Origin of the sequence: Haloplanus sp. CK5-1 (assembly GCF_037201915.1) — an archaeon.
Lineage (GTDB): Archaea > Halobacteriota > Halobacteria > Halobacteriales > Haloferacaceae > Haloplanus > Haloplanus salilacus.
Map to the genome: position 1 here is coordinate 2,637,886 of NZ_CP147505.1, position 20,950 is coordinate 2,658,835.

The 20,950-nt window shown below is 66.8% G+C and carries 21 protein-coding genes and 1 tRNA gene; 11 read left to right on the top strand and 11 right to left on the bottom strand.

Features of this window, described 5'->3' with window-relative positions; genetic code table 11:
* Nucleotides 1-47: 47 nt before the first annotated feature.
* The 7 genes from NBT81_RS13990 to NBT81_RS14020 form a co-directional block, all read right to left on the bottom strand.
* Entirely contained in the window at nt 48-1,223 is a 1,176-nt protein-coding gene (locus tag NBT81_RS13990) for an inorganic phosphate transporter (protein ID WP_338739464.1), read from the bottom strand.
* Nucleotides 1,224-1,254: 31 nt separating this feature from the next.
* Entirely contained in the window at nt 1,255-1,746 is a 492-nt protein-coding gene (locus NBT81_RS13995; protein ID WP_338739465.1) for a hypothetical protein, read from the bottom strand.
* A 77-nt stretch (nt 1,747-1,823) separates the two neighbouring features.
* Complete coding sequence (locus tag NBT81_RS14000; protein WP_338739466.1) at nt 1,824-2,756, bottom strand: 1,4-dihydroxy-2-naphthoyl-CoA synthase; 933 nt, start codon at nt 2,754-2,756, stop codon at nt 1,824-1,826.
* Nucleotides 2,757-2,800: 44 nt separating this feature from the next.
* Complete coding sequence (locus NBT81_RS14005; protein ID WP_338739467.1) at nt 2,801-3,142, bottom strand: hypothetical protein; 342 nt, start codon at nt 3,140-3,142, stop codon at nt 2,801-2,803.
* A 37-nt stretch (nt 3,143-3,179) separates the two neighbouring features.
* On the bottom strand, nt 3,180-4,991 hold the full coding sequence (gene menD / locus NBT81_RS14010; protein WP_338739468.1) for a 2-succinyl-5-enolpyruvyl-6-hydroxy-3-cyclohexene-1-carboxylic-acid synthase: 1,812 nt from the start codon (nt 4,989-4,991) through the stop codon (nt 3,180-3,182).
* Nucleotides 4,988-6,325, bottom strand: a complete 1,338-nt coding sequence (locus NBT81_RS14015; protein WP_338739469.1) for an isochorismate synthase — start codon at nt 6,323-6,325, stop codon at nt 4,988-4,990. Before NBT81_RS14015 ends, menD begins: the two co-directional genes overlap by 4 nt.
* Before the next feature lie 32 nt (nt 6,326-6,357).
* The gene (locus NBT81_RS14020) at nt 6,358-6,957 is read right to left on the bottom strand and encodes a molybdopterin-dependent oxidoreductase (RefSeq protein ID WP_338739470.1); all 600 of its coding nucleotides are present in this window, start codon (nt 6,955-6,957) and stop codon (nt 6,358-6,360) included.
* 170 nt (nt 6,958-7,127) lie between these two features.
* On the opposite strand from NBT81_RS14020, the gene NBT81_RS14025 reads away from it, so the two are divergent.
* From NBT81_RS14025 to NBT81_RS14035, 3 genes are all read left to right on the top strand, one after another.
* Nucleotides 7,128-7,340, top strand: coding sequence for a ribbon-helix-helix domain-containing protein (locus NBT81_RS14025; protein WP_338739471.1), 213 nt, complete (start codon nt 7,128-7,130; stop codon nt 7,338-7,340).
* A 54-nt stretch (nt 7,341-7,394) separates the two neighbouring features.
* Nucleotides 7,395-7,673: a UPF0058 family protein gene (locus NBT81_RS14030; protein WP_338739472.1), complete on the top strand. Its 279-nt coding sequence runs from the start codon at nt 7,395-7,397 to the stop codon at nt 7,671-7,673.
* Nucleotides 7,674-7,745: 72 nt separating this feature from the next.
* Nucleotides 7,746-9,410 (top strand): rhomboid family intramembrane serine protease, encoded by a 1,665-nt coding sequence (locus tag NBT81_RS14035; RefSeq protein WP_338739473.1) that lies wholly within the window; start codon nt 7,746-7,748, stop codon nt 9,408-9,410.
* Between the two features lie 27 nt (nt 9,411-9,437).
* Here NBT81_RS14035 and NBT81_RS14040 read toward each other — a convergent pair whose 3' ends face one another.
* From NBT81_RS14040 to NBT81_RS14055, 4 genes are all read right to left on the bottom strand, one after another.
* The gene (locus NBT81_RS14040; RefSeq protein WP_338739474.1) at nt 9,438-10,070 is read right to left on the bottom strand and encodes an METTL5 family protein; all 633 of its coding nucleotides are present in this window, start codon (nt 10,068-10,070) and stop codon (nt 9,438-9,440) included.
* Between the two features lie 233 nt (nt 10,071-10,303).
* The gene (locus NBT81_RS14045) at nt 10,304-10,864 is read right to left on the bottom strand and encodes a thermonuclease family protein (protein ID WP_338739475.1); all 561 of its coding nucleotides are present in this window, start codon (nt 10,862-10,864) and stop codon (nt 10,304-10,306) included.
* A gap of 34 nt (nt 10,865-10,898) precedes the next feature.
* A complete protein-coding gene (locus tag NBT81_RS14050) occupies nt 10,899-12,797 on the bottom strand; it encodes an arginine--tRNA ligase (RefSeq protein ID WP_338739476.1) in 1,899 nt (632 codons plus the stop codon).
* A gap of 314 nt (nt 12,798-13,111) precedes the next feature.
* Nucleotides 13,112-13,184 (bottom strand) — tRNA-Arg (locus tag NBT81_RS14055).
* Between the two features lie 145 nt (nt 13,185-13,329).
* Here NBT81_RS14055 and NBT81_RS14060 point away from each other — a divergent pair.
* From NBT81_RS14060 to NBT81_RS14095, 8 genes are all read left to right on the top strand, one after another.
* Nucleotides 13,330-13,929: a hypothetical protein gene (locus tag NBT81_RS14060; RefSeq protein WP_338739477.1), complete on the top strand. Its 600-nt coding sequence runs from the start codon at nt 13,330-13,332 to the stop codon at nt 13,927-13,929.
* Between the two features lie 110 nt (nt 13,930-14,039).
* Nucleotides 14,040-16,244 carry a PAS domain S-box protein gene (locus tag NBT81_RS14065; protein ID WP_338739478.1) on the top strand — a complete coding sequence of 735 codons (2,205 nt, stop codon included), beginning with the start codon at nt 14,040-14,042 and terminating at the stop codon, nt 16,242-16,244.
* A gap of 118 nt (nt 16,245-16,362) precedes the next feature.
* Entirely contained in the window at nt 16,363-17,919 is a 1,557-nt protein-coding gene (locus tag NBT81_RS14070; protein ID WP_338739479.1) for an HVO_2922 family protein, read from the top strand.
* Nucleotides 17,920-17,978: 59 nt separating this feature from the next.
* Nucleotides 17,979-18,296, top strand: a complete 318-nt coding sequence (locus tag NBT81_RS14075) for a FeoC-like transcriptional regulator (RefSeq protein ID WP_338739480.1) — start codon at nt 17,979-17,981, stop codon at nt 18,294-18,296.
* A gap of 94 nt (nt 18,297-18,390) precedes the next feature.
* A complete protein-coding gene (locus tag NBT81_RS14080; RefSeq protein WP_338739481.1) occupies nt 18,391-19,569 on the top strand; it encodes an NAD-binding protein in 1,179 nt (392 codons plus the stop codon).
* 88 nt (nt 19,570-19,657) lie between these two features.
* Entirely contained in the window at nt 19,658-19,873 is a 216-nt protein-coding gene (locus NBT81_RS14085) for a DUF5684 domain-containing protein (protein ID WP_338739482.1), read from the top strand.
* Between the two features lie 97 nt (nt 19,874-19,970).
* The gene (locus NBT81_RS14090) at nt 19,971-20,114 is read left to right on the top strand and encodes a DUF5684 domain-containing protein (RefSeq protein ID WP_425498669.1); all 144 of its coding nucleotides are present in this window, start codon (nt 19,971-19,973) and stop codon (nt 20,112-20,114) included.
* Nucleotides 20,115-20,328: 214 nt separating this feature from the next.
* Entirely contained in the window at nt 20,329-20,841 is a 513-nt protein-coding gene (locus NBT81_RS14095) for a hypothetical protein (RefSeq protein WP_338739484.1), read from the top strand.
* Nucleotides 20,842-20,950 lie beyond the last annotated feature (109 nt).

Here is a 20,950-nt window from a genome sequence, read left to right on the forward strand (position 1 = left end):
GGTCGTGGGAACGCCAGCGGCGTAAAGCCTCCCGGTTCGGGAGCGTGTTACCACCAGAACCGGAACAAGACGTAGAACGTCGCGTACGCGCCGACAGTCGAGAGGATGGGAACCACGTTCTGCATGAGGACGACCCGCCCCGTCGTCTCGGGGTTGAACAGTTCGGCCGCACTCGGCGTGTCGGCGGGGTCTTCCTCGCCGATGTCCGGGGACTCCTCGCCCGGTTCCTCGGCCGTCAGCGCGCCGACCGAGACGTTGGGCTTCTTCTCGCCGCGGACCCCCTCAGAGACGGTGATCGACCGTGTCGCCCGACCCCAGCCCAGGCCGACGATGGACATCGTGGCGATGATGACGAAGGAAGCGGGGATGCCAATGGCCGAGAGACCGATGACGATGCCGGAGGAGATGACGGCGACGACGATGGCCGCCGTCAGTGGCAGGTCGGTGATGTCGTTGCCCAGCGTGTCGAGGGTCCGGCGGGCGATGGTGAGCGCACCGATCGTGACCGCGCCACAGCCGAGCAGGATCAGGAGGTTCATGTCGACGCCCGCGCCGTACAGCGGCGCGATGGCGTTGGCGATGTTCGAGGTGCCCGAGGAGAAGGCCATCAGACAGCCGATGGCGACGACCACCACGACGCCGACGATCTCCCGGCGGGTGGTGTTCGGCCCCGACGTCGGGATCGGGACCGCACCGGACCGGTCGACGGTCAGGAGGTCCCCGTCGCTCCCGTCGATGGCGATCCAGCGGTTGATCGTCGGGTAGAAGTATCGGCCGACGACGCCGGAGACCCAGAAGCCGAGCAGCGGGGCGACGATCCACCAGACGGCGATCTCGCCCATCACAGCCCAGTTGAGTTCGCCCGCGGCGACGCCCAGGCCGGCGATGGCTCCGACGGCAGTCATCGACGTCGACGCGGGGACGCCGGCGTAGTTGCCGACGAACAGCGCGCCGCCGATGAAAAACAGGACGACGATGCTGGTCTCGATGGTGAAGATGCCGGGGTCGTACACCAGATCCCGGCCGAGCGTGTTCACGACCCGCCGACCGAGCGTCCACGCGCCGACGAAGAAAAAGGTCGCCATCAGCGCGCCGGCCATCAGTTTCGAGATGACGCCCGCGCCGACAGCGGGGCCGAAGGCCGGGCCGGTCGTCGCGCCGCCGATGTTGAATCCGACGAACAGCGAGACGGCGAAGCCGACGAGCAAGAGCGCGCCGATCATGCGTGGCCGTCGGATTCCAGTCGGACAGTGGTCATCGCTTCGCCTCCGGTTCGTCGCCGCCGTCCTCGTCGGTTCCGTCGTCGATTTCGTCGGCCCTGGGCCGTCGGTCGACGCGTTCGTTCACCTGCTCTAGCTGCTCGATGATGTCGTCCATCTCCTCGGAGACCGTCCGTTCGACGTTTTCGGTGACGGTCCGTTCGACCTCCTCGGTCACCCCCTCGGTGATCGTCTCCTCGACGTTCTCTGCGACCTCCTCGGTGATCGTCTCTTCGACGTTCTCGGCGACCTCCTCGGACACTTCCTCGGTGATCGTCTCCTCGACTTTCTGTGTCACCTCTCGTGTCATCCACTCGGGATCGAACCGCGCCATCTTCCAGACGACGTGGATCACGTACGAGACGATCGCACCGATCCCGAAGGCGACGCCGACGCCGGTACCGACGAGGAGGATGAGTGCCGCCGCGAGGAGAATGACTGCACCGTACGCCAGGTCGACGAAAAAATCAACACGGTTCGGATTCATCGGTCACCATATACGTCGAGTTTGGTGTGCAAGCATATACTATCTGCCTTTCGCCGGGCGGTCGTTCCCGGCCGTGCTCAGTAGTGCCACGGCACGTCCGAGAAGTCCGGTTCCCGCCCCTCGAGGAAGGCGTCCCGGCCCTCGGCGGCCTCGTCGGTCATGTACGCCAGCCGCGTCGCCTCGCCCGAGAAGACCTGCTGGCCGACCATCCCGTCGTCCGCGAGGTTGAACGCGTACTTCAGCATCCGCATGGCGGTCGGACTCTTGCCGGTCATCGTCTCGGCCCACGAAAGCGCCACCTCCTCCAACTCCTCGTGGGGGACCGCCTCGTTGACCATCCCCATGTCGGCCGCTTCGTCGGCGTCGTAGGTCTTCCCGAGGAAGAACACCTCGCGAGCCTTCTTCTGGCCGATCTGTCGGGCGAGGTAGGCGGAGCCGAAGCCGCCGTCGAAGGAGGCCACGTCCGGATCCGTCTGGAGGAACTTCGCGTGGTCCGCGCTCGCGAGGGTGAGGTCACAGATCACGTGCAGGGAGTGGCCGCCGCCGACAGCCCACCCAGGGACCACGGCGACGACGGGTTTGGGCATGAATCGGATCAGCCGCTGGACCTCGAGGACGTGCAGGCGGCCGACGGTCGACGTGTCGGTGTCGAGGGTGGTGTCCTCGGTGTCGGCGTCGGTCTCTGCCGCCGGCGCGTCGTCCTCGCGGTACTCGTACCCCGACTCCCCCCGTATCGACTGGTCGCCGCCGGCCGAGAACGCCCAGCCACCGTCCGTCGGCGAGGGGCCGTTGCCCGTCAGGAGGACACAGCCAACGTCGGCCTGTTTGCGGGCGTGATCCAGCGCCGCGTACAGTTCGTCGACGGTCCGCGGGCGGAAGGCGTTGCGGACCTCGGGACGGTCGATGGCGACGCGAACCGCGGGCACGTCGTCCGCGCGGTGGTAGGTCACGTCCTCGAACTCGTCGGTGACGGCCGTCCAGCGGTCGGGATCGAAGAGGTCGGAAACCATACCCGAGGGCGGGGCGGCGCGCGCAAAAAGGTGCAGGTCGCCGGTCACGCCCGCCGGTCGAGCCACTGCGCTACGGGTCCAAAGGGGCTGGTGAGCCACGCGGCGACGACGACGGTCAGCGCGACGACGAGGCCGAGGAGGATGTTCGCCACGATGAGCACGGCGTACGCCAGAACTGCGAGAACGACCGCGCCGGTCGCGAGGGTTCGCGCCCGCGTCATATCGTCGAGCGGAGTCCCCGGCGACAGTCGGTCGATCAGCCAGCCGACGGTGTAGACGACGGCACCGATGAAGGCACCGAGCAGGACACGCTGTGCGACGACGGCGGCGACGACGACGACGGCCGTGACGGCGAGGAGCGTCGTCTGGCGGGTCGCGGAGGGCATCACGCCCGGCTGGGACGTCCGGCGATATAAAACCCGATCAGTCGGTCAGCTCGTCGACGGTCGCCTCAAGCAGTCGTTCCCGCGTCCGCTGGCTGGCCTCGGCGTCCGTCCGCACCTCGATCACGTCCGTCCCGTCGCTCGCGACCGACTCGGCGTAGGCGTCGCAAAACGACGCCCGGTCGGAGACGGCGACGTGGTCGAGGTCGTAGAGGTCGGCCACCGGGTCGAACTCCATCCCGTGTGGCGTCTTGAACGACTCGGTGAAGGGGGGGTCGAACGACTCGATGGGGAGGCGGTGGAAGATGCCGCCGCCGTCGTTGTTGATCACCACGATCGTCGCGTCGACGCCACACCGCAACGCCGACAGCAGGCCGTTGCCGTCGTGGTAGAGGGCTAGGTCGCCGATCACGAGCGTCAGGTGGTCGGTCGTTGCGCTGCCCGCCCCCAACGCCGTGGAGACGACGCCGTCGATGCCCGACGCGCCGCGGTTCCCAAGGACGGTATAGCCCGCTGCCGTCGGCTCGACGTACCGGTCGGCGTCGCGGACGGGCGACGAGTTCGAGACGACGAGCGTCGCGGGTTCGGGTGCGAGGTCGGCCACGTCTGCGAGGATCGCCCCTTCGAAGTAGCCACCCGCCCCGTCGTCGGCTTGCAGCCGATTGCTCGTGGAGCCGTGCTCCACGCCGTCGTCGGTCGCCTCGCCCACAACCTCGCGGTGGGTGCGGTCGGCGGCCGCCCAGCGCTCGCGCCACTCGGGGGCGTCCGGGCCACTGACCGTCTCCGCGAGGGTGCCGAGGAGACGCGAGGGGTCGGCGATCACGAGGTCGGTTGCCCGGAACTCCGCCTCCCGCCACGCACCCGCAGGATCGACGACGAACTGGCGAGCGTCGGTGCGGGCGAGGTACTTCCGGAGTCGCTTCGAGGTGGGGGAGGCTCCGATCCGCAGGACGACCTCCGGGTCGGGCCAGTCGGCCGCCACTCCGGGGTCGAGGTAGCCGTCGTAGCCGCCGAGGGTCGTCGTCACGCGGGTGTGGCCGCCGAAGCGCAGGCCCGAGAGCGGGTCCGCGAGGATCGGGAACCCGGTCGCGTGGGCCAGCGCCGTCACCGCCTGGGGATCGACGCCCGGCGGGTCCGTCGGCCCCGCGACGATCAGCCCTCGGCCGACCGACAGCGCCTCGGCGAGGCGGCGGCGCTCGGTGCGGTCCAGGCGCGGGACGCCGGCCGTCGTCGACACGAACGGCCGGTCGTCGTCGCGGCCGGCCGCCGCGAGGGGGTCGAGGTCGGCGGGCACGTCGCCCTCGACGTGTGTGGGTTCGAGGGGCTTGCGAAACGGGCAGTTCAGGTGGACCGGTCCCGAGGGCGTCCCCGTCGCCTCGGCGAGTGCCCGGCCGACCGTCGTCCGGAGCGATCGGAGTTTGCGGGCGTCGGCCTCGGGTTCGGGCAGGTCCTTGTACCACCTGACTGCGTCGCCGTACAGTTTCTCCTGGTCCACCGTCTGGTTCGCGCCGCTCTCACGGAGTTCCGGGGGGCGGTCCGCGGTGAGGAGGAGCAGGGGCACCCGGCCCTCGTCGGCCTCGACGACTGCCGGGTGGTAGTTGGCGGCCGCGGTACCGGAGGTACAGATCAGGGGCGTCACCTCGCCGGTTCGGCGGGCGCGGCCGAGCGCGAAGTAGGCGGCCGAGCGTTCGTCGAGGACCGAGTAGGCGGTCAGATCCTCGTGCTCGTCGACGGCGGCGACGAGCGGTGTCGACCGACTCCCCGGCGAGACGACGGCGGCGTCGACGCCGGCCCGGACGAGTTCGTCCACGAGTGCCCGCGCCCAGAGGACGTTGCGGTTTGGTGCGCTCATTCCAGTTCGTCGAGGATCGGCCGGTACTTGAGTTGCACTTCGTCCCACTCGCGGTCGGGATCCGAGTCGTCGACGACCCCGACACCCGCGAAGAGCGTGGTCTCGGTGCCCCGGGCGAGTGCCGAACGGATGGCGACCGCGAAGGTGCCGTTGCCGGCGGCGTCGACCCAGCCCACGGGGGCGGCGTACCACCCGCGGTCGAACGGCTCCGTCTCGCGGATGGTGGCGAGCGCGCGCTCCGGGGGCAGTCCCCCGACCGCCGGCGTGGGGTGGAGCGCCTCCACCAGATCGAGGACGTGCGTATCGTGGTCGAGCGTCGCGGTGATGGGGGTGAAGAGGTGTTGGACGGTCTCCAGTCGGCGGACCCGGCGCCCGCCGGCGGTGACCGACGACGCGAACGGGGAGAGCTGTTCTCGGATGGTTTCGGCGACCAGGTCGTGTTCGTGGCTGTTCTTCTCGTCGTCGAGGAGTTCGGCAGCCAGCCAGTCGTCCTCGGTCGGCGTGTCGCCCCGGCCGGTCGTGCCCGCGAGCGCGCCGGTCGTGACCGTCCGCCCGTGACGGCTGACCAGTCGCTCGGGCGTCGCGCCGAAGAAACTCGGGCGGTCCGGGTCGGCGGTCGGTTCGACGAGGAAGCGGTAACAGTCGGGGTACGTCTCGCCGAGGTTCGCGAGCACGTCCGACACCGACAGGGGGTCGTCGAGCGTCACGGCGAGCGCCTGCGCGAGGACGACCTTCCGGAGGTCACCGGCGTCGATCCGATCGATGGTCGCCTCGACCGACTCCCGCCACGTCTCGCGGGGCGTCGTGCGCGTCCGCGAGACGATGCTCGGCCCGCGGTGGGGGTCGGCATCTTCGGCCGAGGTGAGTCGCTCGCACGCCTCGTCGAGCCGTCGCTCGACGGCGTCGGCCGTCGCGTCCGGGCCGACGGCGTTGACCGTCACCCAGGTGCCGCGGTCGGTGTCGGTGACCTGTACCCGCGGGAGGACGAACCGTGCTCCGGGGAAGTCGGCCCACGTGTCGTCGCCGTCGCTCGCCTCGTCGTGGAAGGCGAAGCCACCAAACAGCCGGGGGCAGGCAGCTTCGGTCCCGGCGTGGACGTCGCCGGAGCGGAGCAGTCGGTCGATGCTATCGCGGACCGACGCGAACCGGTCGCGACCCTCCGCGGTGACGGCCGCGGCGACGCCGCCGGCGACGACCGTCGCCTCGTCCGGGGCGGTCCAGAACGTCCGCGGTGCCGGCATGGCGTCGAGGGCGGCACGGAGCGACGGCACCGATCCCCGTACCGACCGACTGACGAGACCGGTCTCCGTCTCGTCGCTTTGGGGGACTCCCATTATAAAGTCCTGCGTACGCCGTACCCTTTTACCTAACTATCGCTGTAGCGCTCCTCGGCCCACGGGTCGGCGGTGACCGAGTACCCCCGCTGCTCCCAGAACCCGCGTCGGGGCTCGGTGCAGAACTCGACGCCCGTCACCCACTTCGCGCCCTTGTAGGCGTACCGGTGGGGTGTGACCACACGCACGGGGCCGCCGTGATCGCGTGGCAAGGGCTCGCCGTCGAACTCGAAGGCAAAGAGCGTCTCCGGGCGCAGGCAGGCGTCCAGTGGGAGGTCGGTCGTGTAGTCGTCCGCGGCGTGAAAGAGGACGTGGACGGCGTCCGAACCGACGCCGACGTGGTCGGCCAGCGTCGTGAACGGCAGACCGGTAAAGTCGCAGTCGAACCGGCTCCAGCCGGTGACACAGTGGAAGTCCTGGCGCTGTGTCTCGACGCCCAGCGACGTGAACGCGTCCCAGTCGAGGGTGACCGGGTCCTCCACCGCGCCACTCACCGAGAGCGTCCACTCCTCGCGTGTGACCCGCGGGGTCGACCCCTTCGAGAGCACCGGAAAGGAGTCGGTACGGTGCTGTCCGGGCGGAAGACGCTCGTCGCCGAACTCGCGGTAGATGTCGGTGGCGTCCCGATCCATACCGGTCCTGTGGTGCCGACTCACCTATGCGTGTCGGTCGGGTACTCGATTCGTTAATTCGATTTTACGATCTGCGTGAAATTACTCGTTCGTCGGTGTGTGGTGTTCGTGAACCCCGAAGCAACCCCACAGAATTTAAATACGCCCCTCGCAAACCGTCGACCGTCCAAATGCCGAACGTGGAAATAACCGTCCCCGAACATCTGGAGATGCAGATCGCTCAGTTGGTCGAACAGGGGGAGTTCGTCAACAGGGAGGAGGCCATTCAGGAACTGCTCTCGACCGGTCTCAGAGCCTACAAGACGAGTGGCCCGATGGAAGATGAGGAGCCCAGCTTCGAGGAGGAGGGCATGATGGGCCACGAAGACGAGTACGTCTTCTGATCGTGGGAACCTACCGCAACAATCCTTAACCCGTCTACGGTCGTACGGGCGAACATGCACAAGGAAGAACTCCTCGAACTGCACGAACAGATGGTGACGATCATGAACTACTTCCGTAGCCAGGAGTCGGTCGACGAGAGCATCTTCGATCCCTACGAGTCGCTGAGCGTCGACCCCTCGCACGTCCACAAATCGAAAAGCGAGCACAAACACGCCGTGTTCGTGTTGGGCAATGCCCTGGCGACGGCGATGACCGAAGACGAGTTCTCCGACGCCGGTCGGGTCGGCAAGCGCATGGCCGAACTCGCCGAGGACGCCGAGAGCAAACTGTAACTCTCGAACGACGCGCGACCGGATCGACACGCCCCCGTCGGATTCATTACCGACCGGCCGAGAACGGGGGACATGCTCGGCCTCCCGGAGGCGGCGACCCTCTTCAGGCTGGCGCTGGGTCTCGCTCTCCTCCTCTCGGTTCTCGTCGTCGTCGCCCTCGACCGGCCGAGGGGTCGGTGGGGTGCACACCTCCGATCCCGATTCCTCGCCGGCGTCCCCTGGGGGACGCTGATCACGGCTGGATTCGTCCTCGCGGTGTACCTCTTCGTCCAGGGTGGGTGGTCGAACTGGTACGCTCCCGTCACCATCCCCTTTCGGGCGTGGTCGTACTTCTACCCGGTGGGCGTCGCGACGGCGGCGTTCGCCCACTTCGGTCCCGCACACCTGATCGGCAACCTCGTCGGGACGCTCGCACTCGCCCCGATCGTCGAGTACACGTGGGGTCACTACCCGCGGGAGCGTGGCACCCAGACGTTCACCTCGCCGCCGACCAACCCCTACGTGCGGGCGCTCGTCGTCGTCCCGGTCGCCGTCCTCGGCGTCGGCCTGTTCACCGCGCTGTTCGCGGTCGGGCCGGTGATCGGGTTCTCGGGCGTCGTGTTCGCGTTCGCGGGCTTTGCACTCGTCCACTACCCGATCACGACCGTCGTCGCACTCTCGGCGAGCAATGGGATTCGGACGCTGTACCGGGCGTTCCAGCAGCCGACGTTGACCGCGAGCGCCGGGCCGTCGTACTCGTCGCCGTGGTGGGCCGACGTCGCGATCCAGGGCCACGCCATCGGTCTCCTCGCGGGCGTCCTCCTCGGGGTGTGGCTGGCCCGTGCTCGCGGCGACGACCGGCCGTCGGCCGCGCGCGTCGCCGTCGGCGTCGCCCTGTTCGGCGTCGCACAGGCGCTGTGGGCGGTGTACTGGTTCCGCGGCGGCGAGACGTACGTTCTCTACCGGGCGGCCGGACTCGCACTCGTCGTCCTGTTGGCGACGCTGGTGGCGGCGACCGTTGTGGCGTCGGCGCGCCCGCTCCTGTCGAGGGCCGGGGAGGGGGACGGGGGCGCCCTCCGATCGCTCCCCCGGTGGCAGGTCGGTGCGACCGCCCTGGTGCTGTGTACGGCCGCCATCGCCGGCCCCGCGGTGCCAGTCAACCTGACGACGCCGGCCGAGGGCGACCTGCCCGCCGACCCGGTGACGGTGCGCGGGTACGAGGTGACCTACGCCGAGGATGTCCCCAACGGGATGGTGTCGGTCGTCGACGTGGAGGCGTTCGGCGAGACGACGCAGGTCAACACCTCGGGAGTGATCGTCAGGAACCGCGAGCGCGGCATCTGGATGACCGCCGTCCCCGCCGGTCGACTGGCGTTTACCGGGACGACCCGCGTCAGGGTCGGTGGCGTCGGCTGGCGCGACTCGGTTCGCGTCCAGCGACGGGGGTGGAGCGCCATCGGCGGCGGCACGACCTACCGGGTACAACTCTCCTACCGGGACGAGAACGTGACGGCGTACACCGCGCCGCCGGCCCGCGCCGAGCCCGTGATCGCCGGCCGGAACGTCTCCGTCGTCAGCGGCTCCGAGGAGTTCCGACTCGACGTCTCCGTCGGCAATCGGTCGGCCACCACGCCCGTCCCCGGGGTCAACGAGACGGTGTCGGCCGGCGGGCTGGATTTCATCAACGTCGGCGGACGGATCTACGCTGTCGACGGATCGACGCGGGTCCGCGTCGCTCGGCGCGAGACCTACGAGTGAGGCGTCGGGTGTGACGGGGTCGCCCGGCTACCCCGACCGCCACTCGATCCGGAACACCTCGGTGTCAATCTCCGTTCGGGCGGCGGCGTGGTGGTCGAACTGTCTGTCGAGGTCGAACTCCGCGGCGAAGGCGTGTGTCACCTCGCCGGCGTTGTCGGCGGCGAACGCCTCCACGAACTCCCGGCTCCCGGCGTTGTGGACCGAGTAGGAGACGTCGGACACCTCGGCCGCGGTCGACAGGAACGCGCGATCGGCGTGTTCGTTGCCGTCCTGCGCGCCGAACGGCGGATTCATCACGACCGTCGTGGGACCGTCCGGACGGATCGGCGCGCGGGTGGCGTCGGCGTTGACCCAGTGAATCTCCGTCCGAGAACCGACCCGTCGTCGGTTCTCGCGGGCGATCAGGAGCGCGTCGCGGTCGATCTCGACGCCCACCGCTCGCGTCGGGCCACGGAGCGCCGCGCCGAGCGTGAACATCCCCGTCCCCGCGCCCAAGTCGACGACTGTCCGTCCCTCGATGTCGTCGTTCAGGTCGGCGATGTGGATCACGTGGGCCGCGAGTTCCGGCGGCGTCGGGTACTGTTCGAGGGCAGCTTGCGGGTTCTCGAACCCGGCGACCACCGCCAACTGTCCCGCGAGACCGGCCTTGGTCGCCGTCATCGCTCCACCGCCGCGCCGACCCACGCCGTCCGTCCGCCCGCCACCTCGACCTTGCGGACTCCTGTGGGTGTCATACTCACCACCACATATTTTTTGGTAATACTAAAGTCTTCGTAAATGCTCTATAGTAATTATCGGGGTGTATAATTTCCTAGACAGTAATGTGGGGAGAGCCCGTACGGTAGCCGGGGGTCACACGCTCCAACACCCCCATTCCCCTGCTGTCCGCGGCGTCACCCCGCTGCACACGACCAGACGCCGCGTCCGTTTTCGCGCGCCTCGGCTTCGAGCGACGCGTACCGGTCGCGTTCGCGGAAGGTCGAATCGTAGAGGCGGGCGTGGCCGCGTTCGAGCAGCGCCGCGTTGAACGAGCGGCCGTCGACGACGACGTACGCGAGGAGGCGGTCGTAGCCGCCCCGCCGCCCCGCCGCGGCGTCGAAGCGGAGCGTCACCTCGCGGCCGGCGAGCCTCTCCTCGGCGTAGGCGCTCGCTCGCTCCCCGTGACGCCGCAGACAGTCGCGACCCGCTTCGGTGTCCGCCACGTTCTCGAACTCCGTCGGGTCGGTTTCGGCGTGGACTTCCGGCGTGTCGACGCCCAGAAGTCGGACCGTGTCCTCGCGGCCGTCGGCGAAGCGGACGTCGACCGTGTCGCCGTCGACCACGTGGGTCACGTAAACGGTGGCCGTTCCTTCGGGAGTCGCCGTCGTGGACGGATCCGGCGTCACGCCGACACAACCGGCGGTCACGAACAGGAAGAGGACGGGCAGGAGGCGTCCCCAGTCGCGTCGGATCACGGACATCCGGTCGGTCCGTGGGGGCATAAGCCCTCTACATCTCCGCGAGGGTGTCGATACCCAGGAGTCCGAGGCCGTTCTCGAACACCTGCGCGGTGGCCGCGGTCAGGGCGAGGCGCTCCGCGGCCGCCGACTCCGCGTCGAGGACGCGGTTCTTGTGGTAGAAGGAGTTGAAGACGTGTGCCAGATCCAGCAGGTAGCGCGCGAGGGAGGCGGCGTCGTACCGCTCCTCGCACAGGTCGAGGACGAGGGGGTAGCGACCGAGGTGGTAGATCAACTGGTGGTCGGTGTCGTTGAACGCCGTGGGATCGATGGCGTCCACGTCCGGCACCGCCTCGGCGTCGTCGAGGATGCTGTACGCCCGGGTCGTGGCGTACTGGACGTACGGGCCCGTATCGCCCTCGAGCGACACCGCCTCGTCGATGTCGAAGGTGATGTCCTTCCCACGGTTCGAGGCGACCATCCCGTATTTCACCGTCGCGAGCGCTATCTTCGCGGCGATGGCGTCGACCTCGTCGTCGGCGACGCCACGGCCCTTCTCCTCGACGATGTCGCGGGCGCGCTCCCGGGCGGCGTCGAGTACCTCGCGCACGGTGACGATCTGGCCGCCGCGGGTCGACATGCTCCCCTCTGGGAGGCTGATCATCCCGTAGTTGATGTGACGTAAGCGCACGTCGGTAAAGCCCATCTTGCGGGCGGCGACGAACAACTGCTTGAAGTAGTGATCCTGTTCGCTGGCGACGACGTACACCGACTGGTCGGCGTCGAACTCCTCGGTGCGGTAGGCGATGGTTGCCAGATCACGGGTGCCGTAGACGGTCGAGCCGTCCGACTTGACGATGTAGAAGGGGTCGAAGTCGGCGTCCTCGACGCTCCCGGCCTCCGCGAGGGTCTCCCGGGCGCGGTCGGGCGAGGGGTCGATGTCGGCCCGCGCCGGGTCGCCCGCGCCCTCGTACTCGTCGGGGTAGATGGGGACGAACACCGACCCGTCATCGGCGCGTATCGCCACGTCCGCTTCGAGGGCCCGGTCGACGATCCGGTCGTTCCACCCCTCGCGGGCGTAGAAACTCTCACCGATCCAGAGATCGAAGTCGACGCCGAGTTCCTCGTAGATGGCCTCGAACCGTTCGATGCTGGCCTCGCGGAACTGCTCCCAGCGCTCGACTGCCGCCTCGTCGTCCTCCTCGAGGCGGGCGAACCACTCCTTGCCCGCGTCGGTGTGGTACTCGCGCTCCGCCTCGACGCTGTCCTCGAACGAGTCGGTGAGTGCCCCGAACTCCTCGACGTCCTCGAGCATCGAGTCGCGCCGTTCGAACTGCTGATAGAGGTCGAGGAGGTGGGCGATAGGGTCGTCCTCGAAGGCGTCCTCGTCGCCGAACTCGACGTACTCGTGGAGTAGGTTTCCGAACTGCACCCCCCAGTCGCCGAGGTGATTGTCCCGAGTGACGTCGTGACCCAACGCCTCCAAGACGTTCATGAGGGCGTCGCTGAGGATCGTGTTCCGGAGGTGGCCGACGTGGAGTGGTTTGGCGATGTTCGGCGAGGAGACGTCCGCGACGATGGTATCGGGATCGGTGCGGTCCCGGGAGCCGTACGAGTCCGCCTCGCCGTCGATGGTCGAGAGCGTCCGCCGGGCCATCGTCTCGACGTCGAGGTGGTAGTTGATGTGGCCGTTCTCGACGGTGACGGCACCGATTCCCTCGGGGAGTCCGGCGGCTTCGTGGGCGTCGGCGATGGCCGCCGCGACCGCCATCGGGTTTGCCCCCTCGTCGGCTGCGATGGCAAAGGAGATCGCAGAGGAGAACTCACCTTTCTCGTCGTCGTCGAAGTCCTCGAGTTCGAGCGCCGAGGCGTCGACGGCGCGGTCGTGCCCCGCGTCCGCGACGGCTCCGGACAACCCGTCGATCAACTCGCGTTCGATAGATCGAAGCATTCCTTGGCTGTGGTCGCCTCCACACCCCGATAAATCTCACTACATGGTCCGCTCCGACCGCTCCGCTCGACGGCGCACTGTCGACAGGAACGTCCCGACGTCGACTCGCTTCGCTCCTTGGCGGGACGTGAACGGCGCGAGACGGCTGTCTCGCGTGCGGCCGGTCAACAGCGTCGACCGGCGACTGAAGTGAGCGTCCCGACGGCGATTTGAACTCACTCACGTCGCTTCGCTCGTTCGCTGCTCAAATCGCCGTGCATCCGTTTCTGCCGACGGCCGACTCGCTCCGCTCGTCGGCGTAGTGTCGGCAGAAACGTCCCGACGGCGATTTGAACGCCGGTCCCTGGCTCCGGAAGCCAAGAGGATAGTCCACTACCCTATCGGGACTCGGTCGCGAGCGGACGTTCGCCGGAATCACGTATATATGTATTGATCGGGGATCGTTCGCTTGGTGCGGTGTCGATACTGCGACCGGCGAAAGCGCCGGGGGATCCGACCACAGGGTTATCCGCGTCGCCGCCGTAGTTCCTGTATGGCAGACGACAAGAGCGGCCGAGACAAGCAAGCACACGACGCCGAGGACCGGCAGCAGACGCGCGCCCTCGTCGAGGAACTGGAGCGAATGGACGAGACCGAACCGCCGGTTGAGGCGGACGATCTCGGCGAGTTCGAGGCCGAACTCGGCGCGTTGACGTTCCCGGTGACGGGGACCGACGTCGTCGCCTCGGTCGGCGACTACCGGGTCGAGACGGCGGACGGAACCTACACCGTCGCGGACCTGGTACCCGAGACGGCCGACGAGACGTTCGACTCTCCCACGGCCCTCGGCGCGCGGGTCCAGCGGCCGACGGTCGCGTCGGCGATGAAACGGATCGTGGAGGCCGCCGAGACCCTCCCGAACGAGACCCTCGGCCGGTCACAGCGCGAGGCCTACGAGAAGACGTTTCGCGAACTGGGAGCGATCGACGCCGTCGACGAGGACGGGGGGATCGAGGTCGTCACCGACTGGATCGTCGACCGAATCCACGAGAAGGAGTCACTCCCGGGGTCCCGAGGCGTTCGCCGGCAGGCGGCGAAGTTCTGCCGGGCGAACGGGTACGAGATCAGAAACGACGAGTGGCTGGGCGTGTAGCACGCCGGATACGCGGCCCCGTCGCGGCGACTGTACAGTCGGTTGACGGCCACCGCAGCCGTCCCGTTTAAGTTGGCCCCCGCAGACACAGGGGTATCGAGGGTAGATCCATGACGATCACCGACGAAGAGGTGCACGTCCTCCACGTCGACGACGACGAGGCGTTCGCCGACATGGCCGCGACGTTTCTCGAACGGGAGGACGAGCGCATCGACGTCCGGACCGCGACGAGCGCGGACGAGGCGGAGGCGATCCTGGCCCGCGACGACGGTGAGGTGGACTGCATTGTCTCGGACCACGACATGCCGGGACGCACCGGCGTCGAGTTGCTGGAGGCCGTCCGGACGGACCGTCCGGACCTCCCCTTCGTGCTCTACACCGGAAAGGGGTCGGAAGCCATCGCGAGCGACGCCATCTCGGCGGGTGTGACCGACTACCTGCAAAAGAAAAGCGGCACCGACCAGTACACCGTGCTGGCCAACCGGATCACGAACGCCGTCGAGTCGTACCGGTCACAGCGGGCCCTCGCGGAGCGCAACCGGGAACTCATGCAGTACGAGCGGATGATCAACTCGATGGGGGAGGCGGCCTGCATCTACGACGCGGACGGCCGCTACGTGATCGTCAACGAGCATCTGGCGGAGTGGTACGGCGAGACGCGGGCGGCACTGGAGGGACGGACCAGCAACCTCATCCCGGTGATCGAGGCGCAGTCGGACGCCGACGACCCGTACCGGGCGCTGTTCGACGGTCGATGCGAGCGACTCGACGGTGAGGTCGAGTCCGAGTTCCCCGGACACGGGCACGCGGTTCTGGAGTATCGACTGACGCCCTTGACCGTCGACGGGGTCGTGGAGGGAGTCGTCGGCGTCGCCCGCGACATCACCGACCGCAAGGAGCGCAAGCGGGAACTCGAACGCTACGAGGCGTACCTACAGGAGTCGACGGACATCATCACAGTCCTCGACGAGTCGGGAACGATCGAGTACGGGAGTCCCTCCATCACACGGATTCTCGGCTACGAACCGGGCGAAATCGTCGGAGAGAACGGGTTCGAGTTCATCCACCCGGACGACGTCGACGACCTCTACGCGAAGTTTTCCGCCCTCATCACGGATCCCGGTGCGACGGTCACCGCCGAGTGCCGGTTCCGCACCGCGGACGACGAGTGGTGTTGGCTCGAAGTCCGTGGGACGAACCAACTCGACCACGACGCCATCGGCAGTATCGTGACGAACAACCGCGACATCACCGACCGCAAGGAGCGCGAACGCGAACTCGAGCGGCGGACAGAGGAGTTGCAGGCGCTGGCGACGGAACTCGAAGAGCAGTACGAGTATCTCTTCGAGGAGGCACCAGTCATGGCGGTCGTCACGCGCGCCGAAGACGGTGAGCCGATAATCGAGGACTGCAACCAGTTGTTCGTCGGGACGCTGGGCTACGAGAAGTCGGACGTTATCGGACGGAACCTCGGCGAGTTCTACACGGATGACTCCCGTCGAGCGATGACGGAGGGCGGCTACGAGCGCGCGCTCGAAGGGGAGTTCATGCGGGAGGACAGGGACTTGGTGACCGCCGGCGGCGACGTCGTCGCGTCCCTGTTGCGAGCCGTCCCTCGCTACGACGGCCGAGACGAAGCCACCGGCACACTCGCTCTGTACGTCGACATCAGCGCGCGACGGGACCTAGAGCGTCAGAAATCCCGGCTCGAAGAGTTCACCAGTGTCGTCTCACACGACCTCCGGAACCCGTTGAACGTGGCGCAGAACCGCGTGGAACTGGCCCGTGAAGAGTGTGACAGCGAGCATCTCGACGCCGTCCTGAAGGCACACGAGCGGATGTCGACCCTGATCGAGGACCTCCTCTCGCTGGCACGGAGCGGCACGGACGTGGGCGAGACGGAAGCGGTCGGGCTACCCCCACTCGCGGACCGCTGTTGGCGGACCGTCGCGACGGGCGAGGCGTCGCTGTCGGTCACGGTCGACCGGCCGATCCGTGCCGACCGAAACCGTCTCCGACAACTCCTGGAGAACCTGATGCGGAACAGTATCGAACACGGCGGAGACGACGTGACGGTTACCCTCGGCCCGCTTCCCGACGGGTTCTACGTCGAGGACGACGGCGTCGGGATCCCCGCAGCCGAGCGCGAGGCGGTCTTCGACGTGGGCTACTCGTCCGACTCCGAGGGGACGGGGTTCGGGCTGAGCATCGTCGAGCGAATCGCCCAAGCCCACGGCTGGACCGTCCGCGTCACCGACGGACCCGACGGCGGTGCGCGCTTCGAGTTTACCGACGTCGGCCTCGTCGAGGACTGATTCGTACGACCTCTCGATTCGGGGAGCAGTCCGGCGGTATCGCCGTGGCTGTCACTCACTCGTGAAAAATGTTTAATTTTTGAGTTATTTTTAAATAATGTGTCTGTGATTACACGGTATGGCAACGGAGACAAACGACGGCGTACTGGCGAGGATCTATCGAGAGCGGGTCGGACGCCCGACGACACACGACGAGGTGCGTGGCTACTGGGTCTTTCTGACGGGGTTGGTGCTCGGGACGCTCGGTATCGTCCTCTTCCTGCCGAGCACGTCCGCGACCGGCGCGTCGGCGCTCACGCTCCGCGAGGTGAGTATCTTCATCGCGGCGGTCGGGTTGGCGATGCTCGTCGCTGGACCGGTGATCCGACTCCCGCTCCAGTCGTGGGCCAACTACGCGGCGTATCTCGGACAGGCGATCTGTTTCGTCGCCGCAGTCTGGTTCGTCCTGGTGTTCCCTGCGGAGTGGAGCGTCCAGACCGGGAGCCAACCGGTGATACTGCTGTACGCGGTCGGGCTGGCGATCCTCATGATCGGCGGCGCGGTCGTCCCGCTCGTGGCCGGCGTGACCCGAGAGGATCTGGAGGCGAGCGAGGACCGGGCCACACGACTCGAAACCGAGGTGGCAGACCTCGAAGCGGAACTCGACGCGGAGCGTGACCGACACGAATCCGAACTCGACGCCGCACGAGGCGAGACGGCTGCTGGCGAAGCCGACCGAGCGGACCTGCAGGCGATCATCGACTCGATGCGCGCCAGTCAGGCGACGTTCGAACTCTACGAGGACCGTGCGGACGAGTGGCGGTGGCGGCTCCGCCACCGGAACGGAAACATCATCGCCGACGGCGGCGAGGGCTACACCCGCAAGCACAACGCCCAGAAGGGGATGGTGAGCGTCCGTCGAAACGCCCTCGGTGCGACGACGCTCCTGTTCGAGCGAGAGGCGGAACTCCCCGAGGACCAAGAGAGCATCGACCCCGTCGAGGAACGGGAGAGTCGAGCGACGTTCGAACTCTACGAGGACAACGCAGGCGAGTACCGTTTCCGACTCCGCCACGACAACGGAAACATCATCGGCGACGGCGGCGAGGGGTACGCGTCGCGGAGCAACGCGAAGCGTGCGATCGGTCGGCTCAAGGAGTACGTCGGCCCGGCGGACTACCTCTGGTTCGACCCGACCGGCTTCGAGGTCTACCTCGACGGGGCGGGCGAGTGGCGGTGGCGACTCGTCCACCGGAACGGGAACATCCTCGGTGACGGCGGCGAGGGGTACACCCGACGCCACGACGCCAACCGAGCGGTCGACCGGATTCGCAACCGCGCCGCCGACCTCGACGCCGAAGTGTACGAGGACAACGCGGGCGAGTACCGCTGGCGGCTCCTCGGCGGCGACGGGAGTATCGTCGCCGACAGCGGCGAAGGCTACGACTCGAAGAGCGGCGCGGAGGATGCACTCTCCAGCGTCCGCGAGTACGCCCCCGACGCGGACGTCCTCGACATCGGCCGGGCCGCGTTCGAACTCTACGAGGACCGGGGTGGCGACCACCGCTGGCGGCTCCGCCACCGTAACGGTAACATACTGATAGACAGTGGACAGGGCTACGCGGACCGCAGCGGTGCCCGCGACGGAATCGAGAGCGTCAAGCGGAACGCACCCGGTGCCGAGACGGACGCGTAACGCGACCGTCGCACCGTACGGTGATCGACTTTATGTTGGCGTCCGTCGAACACCGGACGATGGGAGACGCAACCGAGCGGGACCTCACGGCGGACGGCCTGTACGACGAGATGGAGGTCCTCGAACCGTACACGACCGGGGAACTCGCATCGACGATGGAGGCGTCACGGGCACAGGTTCGTGACCTCCTCGAACGGCTCGCGACGTCGGCACGCGTTCGAAAGAAAACCACCGACTCCGAGCGTGCCATCTGGCTCCGGACGCCGTCGACCCACGAGTGTGGCAACTGCGGGTACACTTACGAGGTCACGTTCCTCCACCCGGTGCTCTCGGCCGTCCGGTTCTGTCCCCGGTGTGGCACTCGAGTAGAGTCATGACGGGTCCCGGCTCGGACGAGGCCCCCGACCGAACCGTCGGGGAAGAGACGGACATCGAAGTCGTTACCGACCCCGATACCGAGTCCACGGACAGATGAGTACGTCGCTACTGGCCCGCCTGCGGAATCGCTGGATCGGCTGGCACGCGCTGGGGATCCGGCTGACAGTCGCGCTCACCGTCGTCATCGCGTTGCTCTCCGTCGCGACCGGTATCGCGAACATCAGCGCACAGACGGTGGTCGGCCCCCTCGCCGAGTTCATCCCGCGTGCCATCCAGCGGACTGCAGGGTTCACCGGGACACTGACCGGCTTCCTCATGATCGCGAGCGCGTACGGCCTCCGCCGTCGGCTCCGCGCCGCGTGGTACTCGACTGTCGTGTTGTTACCCGTCACGGCGCTCCAGGGTGTGTTGCAGTCGAGTCCGCTCTCGCTCCCGCTGATCGTGCTGTCGGTCGTGGCGCTGCCGAAAGTGCTGTACAATCGGGGGCAGTTCGACCGAACGGTCGAGTTGACGACGGCACAACTCGCCGCCGGCGTGGCCATCGTCGGGGCACAGATCTACGGCACCGTCGGCACCTATGCGCTCCGCGAGGACTTCACGAACGTCTCCACGCTCGTCGACGCGTTCTACTACACGCTCGTCACCGCGAGCACGGTCGGCTACGGCGACGCGACGCCGACCTCGCAGGTCGGGCGGCTGTTCGGCATGTCGGTCGTCGTCATTGGGACGGCCAGTTTCGCCATCGCGCTCGGAACACTCTTGGGGCCAGTCATTCAAGCCCGGTTCGCGAAGGCACTTGGACGCATGTCAGAAGGCGACCTCGACCTCCTCGACGACCACGTGCTCGTCCTCGGGTACAGCGACATCGTCGCCGCCGTCCTCGACGAGAAGCCGGGGTCGGACGTGCTGGTCGTCACTCCCGACAGGGACGTGGTTCGGAGTCTCACGGACCGGGGCGTCAACGCTCTCACCGCCGACCCGGACGACGAGGCGTCGCTCCGCGAGGCCGGCGTCGACCGCGCTCGATTGGCCATCGTCGCGACGAACGACGACGCGGCCGACGCGCTGACGATCCTGACCGTCCGACAACTCAACCCCGACGTCGAGATCCGCGCCGTCGCGACCAACCGCGAGAACATGCGAAAACTGGAACACGCCGGCGCGACGTCGGTCATCAGCCCGATCGTGATCGCGGCCCAACAGCTCCTCGAATCGTCGCCCGACGGCGACGTGGACCTCCTCGCCGACGACTTCGACGGCGGCGACGCCTGACCCGCGGCGAACCGACGGGCCGACTCCACGGTCTCTCTCGCTGCAACGCTCCGGACGGTTTTTATCCGTCGCCGTGGAGTGGTGTCGTATGGTCCAACCGAGTGGCGCTGTGACCGTCCTCCAGACCGGCGACGGCAGCCTCGTCGTCGTGGCCGTTCAACTCGTCATCGCACTCGCACAGTTGGCGGGGATGTGGGCGGTGTTCGAAAAGGCGGATCGTGCGGGATGGGCGGCCATCGTCCCGATATACAACCTCTATGTCATGCTGAAGATCGGCGACAACGCCTGGTGGTGGCTGCTATAGTAGCCTTTGTAAGTCATCACACACCTGATCGCATGACTGCGTTCGATCAGGTGTGCGGACAGTTACAAACGCTACTATAGTCCTCATCGTTCCACTGGTGAACCTCTACGCGTTGTACAGGATTCACGTCGGCGTCGCCCGCGCCTTCGGCAAGGGGGTCGGCTTCGGTCTCGGCCTGACTTTCCTCGCGCCCGTTTTCTTCCCCTTGCTCGGATTCGGCGACTACCGATACACCGGGTGAGGGCGTGGCGGTCGGTTGGCCGCTGCGGCATCGTCGCTTCCGGATCAAGGTACCACACGGTCGTTATCAAATATCAAAAATTTGTGGTTTTGGTATGATGCCGTAGACTGTTTCGGCGTATTCACCCATGCTTCGGCTTCGTCTTTCGATACCAACTGACGACAGACTCAGAAATACCACAAAAATTTTATGTTAAATTCAAACATGATCCTCCATGCGCGGAATTATTAGCAACATCAAGGATGCGATCACCGGAGATACAGGAGATGGGCTCCCCAAACATGGTCGAAAGGAGGACTTTTCTCCGGAGAGAGTGAGATCGGAAGTCGATCGATTGTTCGAACAGGACTCCCTGAGCGAAGACGATTTTAATGATTCACGGGAAGAGGTGTTATCCAAAATCGAAGACAGTGCGGAAAAATTGGAAGAGATAGAACCGAAGATTGAACGATATCCGAGCATAGGTAGGGACCTTGATAGAAAATCCGAAATCGAGAAGGAACAGTCGGATTGGCGAGAGAAATACGCGACCTCGGAACTGATCGAAACGATCGAAAGTATCTCGTCTATCACAGGCCGGATAGTCGCTCATGGGTTCGAGTCATCCGAATCTCAGCAACTACGTCGAGAGTTACGGGAGTATCCAGCACTCGATGATATGTGGTTGATGATTCTCAGCGCAAGGTCGGCCGTTGACGAAGATGAACTGGAGGACATATTCACGTAACGGAGGCCGCACGGACGACTACCCTCATTTTCGAAGTGACGTTCCACACCCCAACGGAACTGGTGATCGTACTGAGGGGCTCCGCTGACGCGGTTCCGCTGGTAGTTTT